Annotated in this window: 14 protein-coding genes; 1 reads left to right on the plus strand and 13 read right to left on the minus strand. The window is 74.2% G+C overall.

What is annotated here, in order from left to right:
• Positions 1 to 81: 81 nt before the first annotated feature.
• The 13 genes from AB0L25_RS29190 to AB0L25_RS29250 all read right to left on the minus strand — a co-directional run bounded on the left by AB0L25_RS29190 (position 82) and on the right by AB0L25_RS29250 (position 12,802).
• Positions 82 to 1,140, minus strand: coding sequence for a LacI family DNA-binding transcriptional regulator (locus AB0L25_RS29190; protein WP_500175932.1), 1,059 nt, complete (start codon positions 1,138 to 1,140; stop codon positions 82 to 84).
• On the minus strand, positions 1,137 to 2,213 hold the full coding sequence (locus tag AB0L25_RS29195; RefSeq protein WP_500175933.1) for a Gfo/Idh/MocA family protein: 1,077 nt from the start codon (positions 2,211 to 2,213) through the stop codon (positions 1,137 to 1,139). Before AB0L25_RS29195 ends, AB0L25_RS29190 begins: the two co-directional genes overlap by 4 nt.
• A gap of 14 nt (positions 2,214 to 2,227) precedes the next feature.
• The gene (locus AB0L25_RS29200) at positions 2,228 to 3,079 is read right to left on the minus strand and encodes an amidohydrolase family protein (protein WP_500175934.1); all 852 of its coding nucleotides are present in this window, start codon (positions 3,077 to 3,079) and stop codon (positions 2,228 to 2,230) included.
• The gene (locus tag AB0L25_RS29205; protein ID WP_500175935.1) at positions 3,076 to 3,420 is read right to left on the minus strand and encodes an L-rhamnose mutarotase; all 345 of its coding nucleotides are present in this window, start codon (positions 3,418 to 3,420) and stop codon (positions 3,076 to 3,078) included. The genes AB0L25_RS29200 and AB0L25_RS29205 overlap by 4 nt, the downstream gene beginning before the upstream one ends.
• Positions 3,417 to 3,908 (minus strand): VOC family protein, encoded by a 492-nt coding sequence (locus AB0L25_RS29210; protein WP_500175936.1) that lies wholly within the window; start codon positions 3,906 to 3,908, stop codon positions 3,417 to 3,419. The genes AB0L25_RS29205 and AB0L25_RS29210 overlap by 4 nt, the downstream gene beginning before the upstream one ends.
• Before the next feature lie 4 nt (positions 3,909 to 3,912).
• A complete protein-coding gene (locus tag AB0L25_RS29215; protein WP_500175937.1) occupies positions 3,913 to 5,190 on the minus strand; it encodes an ABC transporter permease in 1,278 nt (425 codons plus the stop codon).
• A complete protein-coding gene (locus AB0L25_RS29220) occupies positions 5,180 to 6,775 on the minus strand; it encodes a sugar ABC transporter ATP-binding protein (protein WP_500175938.1) in 1,596 nt (531 codons plus the stop codon). The genes AB0L25_RS29215 and AB0L25_RS29220 overlap by 11 nt, the downstream gene beginning before the upstream one ends.
• Positions 6,757 to 7,746 carry a sugar ABC transporter substrate-binding protein gene (locus tag AB0L25_RS29225; RefSeq protein WP_500175939.1) on the minus strand — a complete coding sequence of 330 codons (990 nt, stop codon included), beginning with the start codon at positions 7,744 to 7,746 and terminating at the stop codon, positions 6,757 to 6,759. Before AB0L25_RS29225 ends, AB0L25_RS29220 begins: the two co-directional genes overlap by 19 nt.
• Before the next feature lie 45 nt (positions 7,747 to 7,791).
• Positions 7,792 to 8,826: an alpha-ketoacid dehydrogenase subunit beta gene (locus tag AB0L25_RS29230; RefSeq protein ID WP_500175940.1), complete on the minus strand. Its 1,035-nt coding sequence runs from the start codon at positions 8,824 to 8,826 to the stop codon at positions 7,792 to 7,794.
• Positions 8,819 to 9,775, minus strand: coding sequence for a thiamine pyrophosphate-dependent dehydrogenase E1 component subunit alpha (locus AB0L25_RS29235; protein ID WP_500175941.1), 957 nt, complete (start codon positions 9,773 to 9,775; stop codon positions 8,819 to 8,821). The genes AB0L25_RS29230 and AB0L25_RS29235 overlap by 8 nt, the downstream gene beginning before the upstream one ends.
• Positions 9,775 to 11,133 (minus strand): class-II fumarase/aspartase family protein, encoded by a 1,359-nt coding sequence (locus AB0L25_RS29240; protein WP_500175942.1) that lies wholly within the window; start codon positions 11,131 to 11,133, stop codon positions 9,775 to 9,777. Before AB0L25_RS29240 ends, AB0L25_RS29235 begins: the two co-directional genes overlap by 1 nt.
• Positions 11,133 to 11,897: an SDR family NAD(P)-dependent oxidoreductase gene (locus AB0L25_RS29245; RefSeq protein ID WP_500175943.1), complete on the minus strand. Its 765-nt coding sequence runs from the start codon at positions 11,895 to 11,897 to the stop codon at positions 11,133 to 11,135. Before AB0L25_RS29245 ends, AB0L25_RS29240 begins: the two co-directional genes overlap by 1 nt.
• Positions 11,898 to 12,151: 254 nt before the next feature.
• The gene (locus AB0L25_RS29250) at positions 12,152 to 12,802 is read right to left on the minus strand and encodes a DUF305 domain-containing protein (RefSeq protein WP_500175944.1); all 651 of its coding nucleotides are present in this window, start codon (positions 12,800 to 12,802) and stop codon (positions 12,152 to 12,154) included.
• A gap of 217 nt (positions 12,803 to 13,019) precedes the next feature.
• Between AB0L25_RS29250 and AB0L25_RS29255 the strand changes: the two genes are divergently transcribed.
• Positions 13,020 to 14,408 (plus strand): LVIVD repeat-containing protein, encoded by a 1,389-nt coding sequence (locus AB0L25_RS29255; protein ID WP_500175945.1) that lies wholly within the window; start codon positions 13,020 to 13,022, stop codon positions 14,406 to 14,408.
• The last annotated feature ends 20 nt before the right edge of the window (positions 14,409 to 14,428 follow it).

The following is a 14,428-nucleotide window of genomic DNA, read 5'->3' on the forward strand; positions in this document are numbered from 1 at the left end:
GCGCCCGGGCGCCGCGGCCGTTCCGTGTGTTCGGGTGTTCGGTGGGTTCGGGTGTTCGGTGGGTTCGGGGGCGTGCGGGCGTCAGAGGGTCCGGGGGCCCTGGCGCGGTCCGGCGGTGGACTGCCGGACGACCAGTTCGATCGGCTCGCGCACGACCTCCTCGACGAGCTGGTCGGCCGGGACCGACAGCAGCAGCCGGGTGGCGCGGGCGCCGAGCGCGCGCAGCGGCATCCGGACCGTGGTCAGCGGCGGGATGAGGTGCTCGGCGAGCGGCAGGTCGTGCACGGCGACCACCGACATCTCGTCCGGCACCGAGACGCCGCGGGCGCGCAGCGCGCTGAGCACGCCGATCGCGGAGGTGACGTTGGCGACGAACAGCGCGGTGGGCGGTTCCGGGCCGTCCAGGAGCTTCTGCACGGCCTGCACGCCGCTGCCGGGACCGTAGCTGCCCTGCACGACGAGCCGCGGGTCCTCCTCGAGGCCGGCCGAGCGCAGCGCCGTCGCGTAGCCGTCGCGGCGGCGGTGCGCGGTGTCGGCGCCGGCCGGGCCGCCGACGTGGGCGATCCGGCGGTGGCCGAGGTCGAGGAGGTGCCGGACGGCCAGCCGGGCGCCGAGCTCGTCGTCGAGGACGACGTGCCGGCCGGCGCCGGGCCCGCGGCGGTTGACGAACAGCCACGGCAGCCCGCGGTCGGCCAGGGTCGCCTGCTCCTCGTCGGTGATCGTCCCCCCGGCCAGCAGCAGCCCGTCGACGCGGCCCTGGCCGAGCAGGTCGAGGTAGCTCTGCGCGCCGCCGCGCCCGGCGGTGGACGAGCCGACCATCAGCGCGCAGCCCCGTTCGGCGGCCGCGCTCTCCGCGCCGGTGATGATCTCGGCGTAGACGGGGTTGGCGAAGTCGGGGATGAACAGCCCGACGGTCCCGGCCCGCGCGGTGCGCAGGCTGCGGGCGGCGACGTTCGGCCGGTAGTCGAGTTCCTTGAGGGCCGCCGTCACCCGGGCGCGCGTCTCGGGACGGATGTTCAGCATCGGGTCGTCGTTGACCACGCGCGACACGACCGCCTTGTCGACGCCGGCCCTGCGGGCGACGTCGGCGAGGGTCACCCGGCGGGTGCGCGCACGACCGCCCCCGGTTGACTGGGTCACAGTTGCTGCGCCTCACCGGTGTTAATGGATGCGTACAGTGCCTCGACGAGTGCAAGCGTACCGAGATTCTCCCGCGCCGCCGTGGGGGACGGCTCGTCCTCGGCGATCCAGCGGAGCAGCCCGGCCATGGGCCCGGCGAACGCCCCCGGGATCCAGCGCTCGGTCACCGGGTAGGCGACCCACCCGTCGGTCGGCGCCGCGGTGCTGGACACCTCGAGCGTGTCGGGACGGCCGTGCGGGTAGTCGTACAGCAGCCCGAGCGTGCCGCGGATCGCGCCCGCGTCGCCGTCGATGCGGAACTCGGCGCGCGGGTCGCCGGTGCGGTTCTCGTGGTTGACGTGCAGGATCGCCCGGGCGCCGCCGTCGAACAGCAGGGTGCTCATCGTGCGGGACTCGCCCGTCTCGGCCTGCCCCGGGGTGCGGGACGCGGCGCAGAAGACGCGGGACGGGTCGCCCAGGACGCTCCGCACCGCGTCGAGGTAGTGGATCGAGTGGTACATGATCTCGAGGCGTTCGGAGCGGACGAGCCAGGACCAGCCGCTCCAGTCGGTCTTCACGTCGACGGTGAAGGACATCGCGGTCGGCGTCCCGATCCAGCCGGCGCGGACCATGGCGCGGGCCGCGGCGATGCCCTCGTCCCAGCGGAGCTGCTGGTTGACGGCGAGCCGGCGGCCGCGCGCCTCGGCGAGCTCGGTGAGCCGCCGGGCCTCCGCGAGGTCGGGCGCGAGCGGCTTCTGGCACAGCACGTGCTTGCCCGCCTCGAGCGCGGCGCGGGCGATCGGCGGCTGCGCGTGCGGGACGACGGCGACGTCCACCACCTCCGCCTCCTCGTCCTTCAGCAGGTCGTCGAGGGAGTCGTAGACGCGGGGCACGCCGTGCCGGGCGGCGACGTCCCGCGCGCGCTCCGGGTCGAGGTCGTAGATGCCGCGGACGGGCAGGTCGTGCGAGGCGTACGCGGGCAGGTGCGCGACGTCGACGATGGCGCCCGCGCCCACGACGGCGATCGGGCGGCGGTGGCGGCCGGGCACCGAGATCCGGGTCTCGGCGGCGATCGGCGCGAACAGGTCGAGCATGGGGCGGCTCCGGGTCAGGCGGGGTCGGGGATGCGGTAGACGTCGACGGCGGTGCCGCCGAGGAGGCGCGCCCGGTCGCCGGGGTCGAGCGCCAGGTCGTCGAGGAGCTTCACCGTCTCGTCCCACACCTTGCGGTAGCCGCCGGCGAGGACGGAGATGGGCCAGTCGCCGCCGAACATCAGCCGCCCGGCGCCGAACAGGTCGAGGGCGTGCTCGACGTAGGGGCGCAGGTCGGCGGCCGTCCAGGTCTCCGGGTCGGCGGCCGTGTTCAGCCCGGACACCTTGGCGTGCACGTTCGGGTACTCCGCGGCGCGGGCGAGCAGCCCGGCCCAGGGTTCGCGGCCGCGCGCGGCGATCGGCGGCTTGGCGAGGTGGTCGATCACCAGCCGCAGGTCCGGGTGCCGTTCGGCGAGCGGCGGGACGTGCTCCAGGTGGCGGGGCAGGACGGCGACGACATCGAACGTCAGCCCCCGTTCGGCGAGCGCGTCGAGGCCGTCCCGCACCTGCGGCCGCAGCAGCCAGTCGGGGTCCGGTTCGTCGTGGATCAGGTGCCGGACGCCGACGTAGCGGGGGTCGCGCCGGTACCGGTCGAGCGCCGCGGCGGCCTCGTCCGGGCGGGTGAGCGGCACCCAGCCGACGACCGCCCGCACGCGCGGCCAGCGGTCGGCGACCTCGAGCATGTAGTCGGTGTCGGCGTAGGAGTCGGCGGACTGGACGAGCACCGTCCCGTCGATCCCGCACGCGTCCAGGTGCGGTTCGAGGTCGCGCTCCTCGAAGGTGTGGTGGATGGGCCCCTGGTCGGGCGTCAGCCACGGGTAGGCGACCCGATCCAGGTTCCAGAAGTGCTGGTGGGCGTCGATGATCACGGTTGCTCCTCTCCGGCGGGCGGCGGCTGCTCCCGCAGGTTCCACACCCGCGCCAACGCGCCCGTCCGCTCGTCCTCCCCCGGCTCGAAGCCCTCGACGAACGCGGCCATGTGCTCCTGCCACGCCCGGTCGGCGGGATCGTCCGCGAGGATCTCCTTCGCCCGGGCGAAGTCGTCGGCGTCGACCAGGTGGAACAGGTGGCGGCCGCTGCGCCAGATCGTCCAGTCCCGGATCCCGGCCCGGCGAAGCGCGGCGAGCAGGTCGTCCGGGACGGCGGCGTGCTCGCGGTCGTAGTCGTCCTCGCGCCCCTCGCGCAGGACGCTGTGCAGCGCGATCCTCACGGACGGCCTCCCGGGAGCAGCGGCGCGCGGTGCGGCGGCGGCTGGACGAGTTCGAGCGTGATGTCGTCGGGGTCGAGGAAGTAGCAGGCGGCGCCGCCGGTGTTGGCGCCCGCGGTGATGCGGTTGGGCGGCGAGACGAACCGGACGCCGAGCGCGGCGAGCCGGTCGTGCTCGGCGCCGATGTCGGCGACCGCGAACGCCATGTGCGCGGCGCCGGGGTGGTGGCGGGCGGGGTCCTGCCGCTCGCCGCGCGGGACCACGTACTCCACCAGCTCCAGATCGTGGGTGCTGACGTGGTCGCGCGGCCCGGGGACGGCGAGCTGCGCCACGCGCAGGCGGGCGTCGGGGTAGCCGACGAGGGCGCGCGTGTACGCGTTGTCCTGGTCCTGGACGTGCACGAGCTCCATGCCGAGGACGTCGCGGTAGAACGCGATCGACCGGTCGAGGTCGGCGACGTGGAAGCTGAAGTGCCAGATCGCTGCGAGCACCGTCTCACCCGTCCTTCCGGTCGGCCGCGCCGCCGTGCGCGGAGGCCGCCAGTTTCCCAGGCGGGCCGGGCGGCCGCGGACCGTCGCCGTCCGGGGCGTCCGGGCCTGGCGACTCGGCCTCCCTGATGCGCCGGGTCCGGCCGCGCCGCAACGAGATCGTGTAGACGCCGGCGGCGACGATGAGGACGACGCCCTCCACCAGGCCCTGCCAGTTCGCGCCGAGGTTGAGGATGTTGAACCCGTTCCGCAGCGTGATCAGGATGAACGCGCCGACCAGCGACTTGCCGACGCTGCCGAGCCCGCCGAACAGCGACGTCCCGCCCAGGATGGCCGCGGCGAGGGCCGTCAGCTCGAAGCCGGACAGGGCGCTGGGGTTGATCGAGCCGAGCCGGGCGGCGTAGAGCACCCCGACGAACGCCGCGACCGTCCCGTTGAGGACGAACGCCACGACCTTGTACCGGTCGACCGCGATGCCCGACAGCCGCGCCGCCTCGGGGTTGCCCCCGCTCGCGTACAGCCGCCGGCCGATCGTCGTGTACCGCAGCACCCAGGCCGCCAGCAGCGCGAGGACCAGCAGGTAGAGGGTGCGCTGGGTGATCCGGATCGTGAAGATCGCGACCGGGGACGCGGCGACCAGCACCGCGCCGGCCGCGAGCGGCACCAGGATCCGCGGCGGCCGCCACTGCCGGGCCCGCACGGCCCGCCACGCGCCGACCGCGAGCACGACGATCCCCGCGAGCAGGTACAGGTTCGGGGTGATCCAGGAACCGCCGTCCACGGCGCGCAGCCCGTCGCGGACCGCGCCGTCCGGCGCGGTGACGGTGCGCCCGTCCGTGACGATCAGGACGATGCCGCGCACGGCGGTCATCGTGCCGAGCGTGACGATGAACGCGTTGATGCCGAAGTACTGCACCACCACGCCGTTGAACAGGCCGATGAGGGCGCCGACGGCGAGCGCGGCGAACAGCGCGGGCCAGAACCCGATGTCGTCCGCGAGGCTCAGGCAGACCGCCGCGCCGAGCGCGGCGACGGCGCCCACCGACAGGTCGAAGTTCCCGCTGATCAGCACGATCGTGGTGGTGATCGCCATGAGGCCGATCAGCGTTGTCTGGTCGAGGACGTTGGCGACGTTCGTCGGTCCCAGGTAGAACACCCGGCCCTGCGCCTCCGCGGCGAAGGTCAGGACCAGGACGAGCAGGACGAGGGCGTAGACGACGCCGGCGTTGCCGAGCCGCAGCGCGGCGGGGAGCCGCCGCCGCCCGGAGGCCGCTTCAGTGCTCACGGGGCACCTCTTCTTCTTCGTTCGGGTCGGACGGCGGCGCGGCGGCCCGCCGCGTCCGCAGGCCGTGGGCCAGCATGAGCAGCTCCTCCTCGCTGGTGGACGACGCGGGCCGTTCGGCGACGATCCGCCCGCCGCGGACGACGAGCACCCGCGTGGCCACCGACAGCAGTTCCTCGAACTCGCTGCACACGAGGACGACCGCCTTGCCCTGGGCCGCGAACCGGCGGACGAGCCGCAGCAGGTCGGCCTTCGCGCCGACGTCGACGCCCGCCGTGGGCTCGTCGAGCAGCCACACGCGGGTGTCGGCGTACATCCACTTCGCGAACACGACCTTCTGGGCGTTGCCGCCGGACAGCTCGCCCGGGACGGTGTCGACGCCGGCGGTGACGATGCCGAGGTCGGCGACCGCCCGCTCGGCGCGGGCCCGCTCGTCGGCGGTGCGCGGGACGAGCCGCCGGCGGGACAGCCGGGCGAGGTCGGGCAGGGAGATGTTCTTCCAGATCGGCAGGCCGCCGTGCAGTCCCTGCCCGGCGCGGTCCTCCGGCACGTACGCGATGCCCGCCGCGACGGCCGCCCGCGCGGAGTTCTTCACCTCCTCGCCGCCGACGGCGACGGTGCCGGTGGCGGACGGGTCGTCGCGGAACACGGCGCGCAGCAGTTCGGAGCGCCCGGCGCCGAGCAGCCCGGCGATGCCGACGATCTCGCCCGCGCGAACGTCGAACGAGACGTCCCGCACGCCGGTCGCCGACGACAGGCCGGAGACCCGCAGGACCACGGGCGCGCCCGCGTCGGGCTCGCCGCCGCCCGCGCGCCCGGCGGCGAGCAGCTCGCGGCCGGTGACCGCGCGCACGAGCATGCCCTCGGTGATCGCCTCGGTGGCCTCGTCGAGGACGGTGCGGCCGTCGCGGATGACCGTTGTCCGGTCGGTGAGCTCGAAGATCTCGTCGAAGAAGTGGGAGATGTACAGGAACGCGGTGCCCTGCGCCGACAGCCGGCGCACGGCGTCGAACACGACCCGCCGCTCCTTCTCCGACAGCGACGCGGTGGGCTCGTCCATGACGACCAGGCGGGCTCCCGCCGCGAGCGACTGGAGCACCGACACCATCTGCCGGGCGCCGATGGGCAGGTCGCCGGCCACGGCGTCCGGGTCGACGGGGTAGCCGAGCCGTTCGACGAGCGCGTCGAACTCCGCGCGCAGGTCGCGGGTCATCCGCCACGCCCCCGACCGGTCGAGGAAGACGTTCTCGATGACGCTGAGCGTGGGGACGAGCGGGACGTGCTGGTGGATCGTCGCGATGCCCGCCCGGCGGGCGTCGCCGGGGGTGTGCCGGCGGCGGTCCCGGCCCGCCCAGCGGAGCACGCCGCCGCTCGGCGGATGCGCCCCGGAGATGATCTTGACGAGGGTGGACTTGCCTGCCCCGTTGGCGCCGACGAGCCCGTGCACGCTGCCCGGCCGCACGGCGAGGGAGACGCCGCGCAGCGCGCGCGTCCCGTTCGGGAACGTCTTGGTGACGCCGTCGAGGAGCAGCAGCGGCCCGTCGCCTTCGGCGGCGCGCTCGGCGGGCCTCACCATTGCGGCGCGCACTCGCCGACGTTGGCCTTGGTGATCGTCGGGGTGTCGTAGGTGACGAACTCGGCGTCGTGCTTCTTCGCGCCGGTGAGCTGCTCGTGCAGCACCCGCATGGCGCGCGCGCCGAGGTCCTCGGGCTTGTAGCAGACCGTCCCGTACAGGTCGCCGCTCTCGACGGCGTCGATGCCGAGCTTGGAGCCGCCGACCCCGATGACGGCCGCGTCCGAACCGGCCGCCTTGACCGCCTTGGCGCAGCCGACGCCCATGTCGTCGCTCTCGGCGTAGAACAGCTTCACGCCGGGGTGCGCGGCGAGCATGTTCTGGCACGCCGACTGGGCCTTCTCCGGCAGCCAGTCGCCGGGCTGCCGGGCGACGACCTTCAGCTCGACGCCCTTCTCCTTCGCCGGCGCCTCGAAGTCGCGGTAGCGCTGGTGGGTCTCGGCGAACCCGGCGGTGCCCTCGACGACCGCGATCTCGCCGCCCTCGGGCAGCACCTGCAGCGCCAGCTCGCCGGCCTTGCGCCCGGCGGCGTACTCGTCCTGGGTCGCGAGCGCGACGAGGCCGGGGTAGACGTCGTCGAGCTCGCGGGACTTCGGGTCGCCGACCTGGGACGCGACCGCCACCGTCGGGATCCCGGCCCGCTTCAGGCCGTCGGCCATCCCGGCGGCCACGCTCGAGTCGACGGGCAGCAGCAGGACGCCGTCCGGCTGCTGGCCGATGAGGTCCTGCACGTCGCTGGACTGCTTCTGCGCCTGCCCCTGCGCGTCGACCTCGATCACCTCGACGCCGAGCCGGCCGGCCTCGGCCTTGATGCCCTTGGTGACGGCGGCGGGGAACGGGAAGCTCTGCCCCAGGGTGGACACCCCGACGGTGAGGTCGTCCCCGCCGGCCGCGGCCTCCGTCTCCCCCGCCTGCCCGCAGCCCGCCGCCAGCGTCATCGCCGCGAGGACCGCCGCCGCGGCCGCCATGGTCTGCCTCCGTGCCATCGCGGCACCTCCGTTCTAACGTTTGACTAACTGGGCGCGGCCCGGTCAGGCCACCAGTGCGGCGATCCGGTCCGCGATCGGCCCGGCGGCGGGCAGCAGCGCCTCCGCCAGCACCGGCGCCGCGGGGATCCGCACGTCCGGGGCGCCGATCCGCAGCGGCGCCGCGGCCAGGCCGATCCCGGCCTCCGCGACCCGCGCGACGATCTCGGCGCCGAAGCCCCCGGTCACGTTCGCCTCGTGCACGACGGCGAGCCGCCGCGTCCGCGCGGCGCTGGCGAGGACGGCGTCCATGTCGGCGGGATTCAGCCAGGGCAGCTCGAGCACCTCGGCCTCGATCCCCCGCCCGGCCAGCCCCGCGGCCGCCTCGAGCACCCGGTCGGTGACGGCGCCCCAGCTCACCACCGTCACGTCGCGGCCCGGGCGGCGCAGGTGGGACCAGCCCATCGGCCGCGGCGCGCCGCCCAGCTCGACCTCGGCCTTGTCGCCGAAGTACAGCGTCCGGTTCTCGACGATGATCACCGGGTCGTCGGCGTGCACGGCGGCGACCACCGCGTCGTGGGCGTCCTGCGCGGTCCGCGGCATCACCAGCCGCAGCCCCGGGACGTGCAGGAACATCGCCTCCAGCGACTGCGAGTGCTGCGCGCAGGCGCCGGGCGCGTTGCCCTGCTGGGTGCGGACGACGATCGGCGCGGGCGCGGCGCCGCGCGACACGTACCGGGCGTTCGCCGCCTGGTTGACGAGCTGGTCGAGCGCGACCAGGGAGAAGTCGGCCCACATGATCTCGACGATCGGCCGGGCGCCCATCAGCGCCGCGCCGACCGCGCTGCCGAGGATCGCGGCCTCGCTGATCGGCGTGTCGAACACGCGCTCGCCGAACTTGCGGCGCAGCCCGCGGGTGACGCCGAAGACGCCGCCCGGCTTGCCGACGTCCTCGCCGTACAGCAGGGTCTGCGGCACCTCGGCCAGCACCCGCGCGAGCGCGGCGTTGACGGCCTCGCCGTACTTCAGCTTCCGGGTCTCCGGCGCGGGCGCCGCACCGGCGCCCTCCCGCGCGGCGACCTGCGTGGTGGGTTCAGGCATAGACGTGGTCCTTCGCGGTCGCGGGGTCGGCGGGCGGCGCGGCCAGCGCCGCCGCGGCGGCCTCCTCCATCTCGGCGCGGGCGCGCTCCCGCGCGTCCTCGATCTCGGCGGCGGGGACGCCCGCCGCCGCCAGCGCCCCGGTCAGCCGGGCGATCGGCTCCTCCTCGCGGGCCCGGTCCAGCTCGCCCGGCCTGCGGTACTGCTCGACGTCGCCGATGTAGTGGCCGACGAGCCGCTGCGTCATCAGCTCCAGCAGCGTGGGCCCGCCGCCGTCGCGCGCCCGGGCGACGGCGTCCCGGACGGCGTCCCGCACGGCGGCCGGGTCGTTGCCGTCCACCCGCGCGCCGGGCATGCCGTAGCCCGCGGCGCGGCGCCACAGCTCCGGCTCGCCGACCATCTCGTCGATGGGGGTCAGCTCGGACCAGTAGTTGTTCTCGCAGACGAACACGACCGGCAGCTTGAAGGCGGCGGCCATGTTGAGGGCCTCGTGGGACGCGCCCTGGTTGAGCGCGCCGTCCCCGCAGACCGTCAGCGCGACCCGCCCGCTGCCGTCGAACCGCCCGGCCAGCGCGGCGCCCACCGCGATCGGCAGCCCGGCCCCGACGATCGAGTTCTCGCCGTGGAAACCGTGCTCGGGCGCGGTGAAGTACGCCGACCCGCCGCGGCCCCCGTTGACGCCGGTGGCGCGGCCGGCGCACTCGGCGATGATCCCCTCGGCGGGGACGCCGCGGGCGAGCGCCCAGCCGTGCCCGCGGTAGGTCGCGAACAGCGCGTCGTCCGGTCCGAGCTCGGTGCAGGCGCCCACCGGCCCCGCCTCCTGGCCGATGCACAGGTGCACCGACCCCACGACCGCGTCCCCGGCGACCCGCAGTTCCCGCACCTTCTCCTCCAGCGCGCGGACGCGCCACATGGCGTGCAGGTCGGCGAGCCGCCGCTCCGTCCCGTCCATCACTTGCCTCCCTCGTCGCGTACGGTCTTCCATTCGCGGAGCGCGCCCGCCGCGACCGCCGGCGCCTCGCCCAGGTAGCCCGACGGGTCCAGCGGCAGCGGGCCGATCCGCGTGCGCACGTCCGCGGGCAGGTCGCGGACGCACGCGTCGACCAGGTCGCCGCCCTCGGCGCGGGTGCGCGCCGCGGCCGCGTACACCAGGTCGTGCGCCCGCTCGCGGCCGAGCGCCGGGGCGAGCCGCATCATCAGCGCCTCGCTCATCAGCAGGCCGCCGTCGAGCTCCACGTTGGCGCGCATCCGCTCGGGGAAGACCCGCAGCGAGCCCGCCGTCTCCCCCGCCAGCCGGACGGCGGCGGCGGTGTACTCGGCGACCTGCGGCACCGCGAGCCACTCGACCTGCCACTCGCCCGCGCTGCGCTCGTGCCCGGCCTCCATCGCCCGGCCCAGCAGCGCGGACGCCCCGGACGCCGCGACGCCGTACCCGATCACGGCCTCGGAGTAGATCGGGTTCACCTTCTGCGGCATCGTGGACGACGCCCCGCGGTGGTGCCCGTCCTCCTCGCCGACCTCCCCGATCTCGGTCCGCGACAGGTCGACCACCTCCCGGGCGAACCGCACGCACGTCGCGGCCAGCAGCGAGCAGGCCTGGCCGAACCGCGCGATCCGGTCCCTGGCCACGTGCCACGGCACGTCGGTGTCGGCGAGCCCGAGCCGCCGCGCGACCCCGGCCCGCACCCGCGCGCCGTCCTCGCCCATCGCCGCGTTGGTGCCGCCCGCGCCGAACAGCGACACCACGCCGACGCCGGCGCGCGCCCGGCGCAGCTCGGCGACCTCGCGGGCCACCTCGCCGAGGAACACCGCCGTCTTCGCGCCGAACGTCGTCGGGACGGCCTGCTGCGCGTGGGTGCGCGCGGCCGTCACCACCCTGGCGTTCGCGCCGGTCAGGGCCGCCAGCGCGTCCCCGAACGCCACCGCCAGCTCGATCAGCCGGTCGCAGGACCGGACGAGCTGGAGGGCCAGCGCGGTGTCCATGATGTCCTGGGTCGTGGCGCCGTAGTGCACCCGCCCGTCCGGTCCCTGCGGCAGGCGGCCGGCGATCTGCCGGACGAGCGGCAGGATCGGGTAGCCGACGGTGCGCGCCTTCTCCCACAGCGCCTCGAGATCGATCAGCTCGGGGCGGCACGCGGCCTCGATGGCCGCCGCGTCCTCCCGCGTCAGCAGGCCCGCGTCCGCCTGCGCCCGGGCGAGCGCCGCCTCGGTCCGCAGCCAGGCGGCGACGGTCTCCTCCGGCGACCAGATCCGCACCATCGGCGCGTCGTGGTACAGCGCGGACAGCAGCCGGAACGCCTGACCCGCCATCAGTCCATCTCCAGTCCGCCGTCGACGTTGAGCGCCTGCCCGGTCACGTAGGAGGCGAGGTCGCTGAGCAGGAACGCCACCACCCCCGCCAGCTCGTCGGGGCGCCCGTCCCGCTTGAGCGCGGTCGTGGCGGTGACCCGGTCCAGGTACTCCCGGCCGGCGCCGGCGCCGAACCGGCGGTCGCGCTCCGCGATGATCCCCTCCCACATCGGTGTCATGAACACGCCGGGGCAGACCGCGTTCACCCGGATCGCCGGCCCGTAGGCGAGCGCCGCCGACTTGGTCAGCGACAGCAGCGCCGCCTTCGACGCCGCGTAGTGCGCCGCGTCCGGACGGCCCGAGCGCGCGGCGACCGAGGCGAGCGTGACGATCGCCCCGCCGTCGGTCATCAGCGCGGCGGCCTGCTGGACGACGTGGAAAACCGAGGTCAGGTTGAGATCGATGATCCGCCCCCACTCCTGCGGCGTGACCTCGGCCAGTCCCTTGGTCTGCATGGCGCCCGCGCAGTTGACCAGCCCGTCCAGCCCGCCGAGCGCCTCGGCCGCCCGGCCGGGCAGCGCGCGGGCCTGCTCGGTGTCGGCGAGGTCCGCCGCCAGTGGCACGGTCCCGGCGGGCTCGCCAGGGTCTCCGGGCGCCGCGCGCAGGTCGGCGGCAGCCACCCGGGCGCCGCACGCGGCGAGGCGTTCGACCACCGCCCGTCCGAGGCCCCCGGCGGCACCGGTCACCAGGATCCGGCGTCCGGTGAGAGCCAGCTCCACGGTCACGTTCGCCCTCCGTTCAATCGATTGAACACTGCGGAAACGTAACCGACGACACATGCCGGGCACAAGACCCGCGCCGGGACGAATGATCGCCGGACGTGCGCGTGCGCGCGCTCGTCCGCGATCCGGCGCGGTGGACGGCCCGCGGGCGCGGGGCGCGGGGGTGGTCGTCCAGGCGGGGATCTGCACCCGCTCCGGACCGCCCGGGGCGCGAGGTGCAGAGGCGGCGGGCGCCGGACCTCCGCGAGCGGTGCCGGTCAGGCCTCCAGCAGGCCGCGCATGCGCTCGATCTCGGCCGCCTGGGTGGACTGCACGTCGCGAGCCATCTCCTGGACCGTGACGTCCGTCCCCTTGTCCAGGACGTCGTCGACCATGGTGATCGCGCCCTGATGGTGGGTGATCATCAGCTGCAGGAAGAGCTCGTCGAACTCCGCGCCCTTCGACCCCCGCAGCCGTTCGAGCTGCTGCGGCGTGGCCATCCCCGCCATGCCGGTCGTGTGGTTCCCGCCGTGGCCCTCGCCGTGCGCCTTCAGGACGGCCTCGGGGTTCTCCTCGAGCCACGAGCGCATCACGTCGATCTCGACCTTCTGGGCCGCCTCGATCCGGGAGGCCAGCGACCGCACCCGCTTGTCGGACGCCCGGGACGGCGCCAGCGCGGACATCTCGAGCGCCTGCGCGTGGTGCGGGATCATCATCTGGACGAACCGGACCTCGGCCGCCGTCGGCGGCGCCGCCTCGCGCGGGCCCGCGACCCGGGTCTCGTTGGGCTCGCCCGGACGGTCCGGGACCAGCACGGTCCGCGGCGGCGCCGGCGCGGGGTCGTCCTCGCCGCCGAAGCCGCCGAAGAACGCCACGGCCCCGGCGGCCAGCAGGACCACCGCGCACACCACCACGATCCGATGCCGCATCGAACCTCCCACGTCCAGCCCGCACCGTACCCACAGAGCGACGGGCAGCAAAAGGGCCTTTGATCTCTAGAGGCTTACATTTGCGTTCAGACCTATGCACGGCACTCAAATCCCTACATACTCCGGAAGATCAGAACCTGTACACCGGGGGACGTGTAGACAAAGGAGTCATGGGGTGGCGCCAGTTCCCAAGCGAAGAACCAGACGCAGGACCCTCGTGGGGGCCCTTTCGGGCATCCTGCTGGTGATGTCGGCCGTGCTCGTCCCGCCGGCCTCGGCCGACGGCGTCCCGGGCCGGGACGAGATCGACAAGAGCCGGAACATGCATCTCGTGGCGAACATCCCCAAGCAGGGGCCGCTCGCCGCTCCCAACGCCTACGGCTCGGACTGGGCCTTCCAGGGCCGCTACGCCTTCGGCGGCAACTACGAGGGCTTCACGATCTACGACATCAGCCGGCCCACGCGGCCGAAGGTCGTCACGGTCGTCCACTGCCCGGGTTCCCAGAACGACGTGTCGATCGCCGGGAACCTGCTGTTCCTGTCGACGGACAGCTCGCGGAGCGACGACTCGTGCCGGTCCGTGCCCAAGCCCGCGACCGAGAAGTCGTCGTGGGAGGGCATCAAGATCTTCGACATCAGCGACGTGCGCAACCCGCGCTACGTCAAGGCCGTCGAGACCAAGTGCGGCTCGCACACCAACACGCTCGTCCCGGGCAAGCGCGGCACGGCCTACATCTACGTGTCCTCGTACTCCCCGAGCGACACCTATCCCGACTGCAAGACCCCGCACGATCTCATCTCGATCGTGAAGGTCCCGCTGAAGGATCCGCGCGCGGCGCACGTGGTGGCCGAGCCGGTGCTGTTCCCGGACGGCGGCAACCCCGGTGACCCGCCGGGCACGCCGTGGCCGAACGAGACCCGCGCCACGTCGGGCTGCCACGACCTCACCGCCTACCCCGACCGGGACCTGATGGCCGGGGCCTGCATGGGCGACGGCGTGCTGTTCGACATCTCCGACCCGGTCAGGCCGCGCACCATCACCAGCGTGCGCGACGACGAGAATTTCGCGTTCTGGCACTCGGCGACGTTCAACAACAACGCCACCAAGATCGTCTTCACCGACGAGCTGGGCGGCGGGTCGGCCGCCACCTGCAACGCGGAGGTCGGGCCGGAGAAGGGCGCCAACGCGATCTACGACATCGTCGGCAAGGGCGATGACCGGAAGCTGAAGTTCCGCAGCTACTACAAGATTCCGCGCCACAACGCCGACAGCGAGAACTGCGTGGCCCACAACGGCTCGCTGATCCCGGTCAAGGGCAAGGACATCATGGTGCAGGCCTGGTACCAGGGCGGCATCTCGGTCATGGACTTCACCGACTCCCGGAACCCCAAGGAGATCGCCTGGTTCGACCGCGGTCCGTGGGCGGACGACCTGAGCACCCTGGCCGGAACGTGGTCGGCGTACTACTACAACGGCTACATCTACTCCAACGGCATCCAGCGGGGCATGGACGTCATCGACATCCGCGACCACCGCACGAACAAGGCCAAGCGCGTCCGGCTCGGCGAGCTGAACGCCCAGTCGCAGCCGAACTACTTCGACTGACCTGACGGGACGGGTCCCCG

The sequence above is a fragment of the Spirillospora sp. NPDC052242 genome (genome assembly GCF_040679555.1).
Lineage (GTDB): Bacteria > Actinomycetota > Actinomycetes > Streptosporangiales > Streptosporangiaceae > Spirillospora.

What these genes read in the sequence shown, in the direction of transcription:
- AB0L25_RS29195 (WP_500175933.1), bottom strand. Translation starts at nt 2,213, where the DNA reads ATGCTCGACCTGTTCGCGCCGATCGCCGCCGAGACCCGGATCTCGGTG.
- AB0L25_RS29225 (WP_500175939.1), bottom strand. Translation starts at nt 7,746, where the DNA reads ATGGCACGGAGGCAGACCATGGCGGCCGCGGCGGCGGTCCTCGCGGCG.
- AB0L25_RS29230 (WP_500175940.1), bottom strand. Translation starts at nt 8,826, where the DNA reads ATGCCTGAACCCACCACGCAGGTCGCCGCGCGGGAGGGCGCCGGTGCG.
- AB0L25_RS29235 (WP_500175941.1), bottom strand. Translation starts at nt 9,775, where the DNA reads ATGGACGGGACGGAGCGGCGGCTCGCCGACCTGCACGCCATGTGGCGC.
- AB0L25_RS29240 (WP_500175942.1), bottom strand. Translation starts at nt 11,133, where the DNA reads ATGGCGGGTCAGGCGTTCCGGCTGCTGTCCGCGCTGTACCACGACGCG.
- AB0L25_RS29250 (WP_500175944.1), bottom strand. Translation starts at nt 12,802, where the DNA reads ATGCGGCATCGGATCGTGGTGGTGTGCGCGGTGGTCCTGCTGGCCGCC.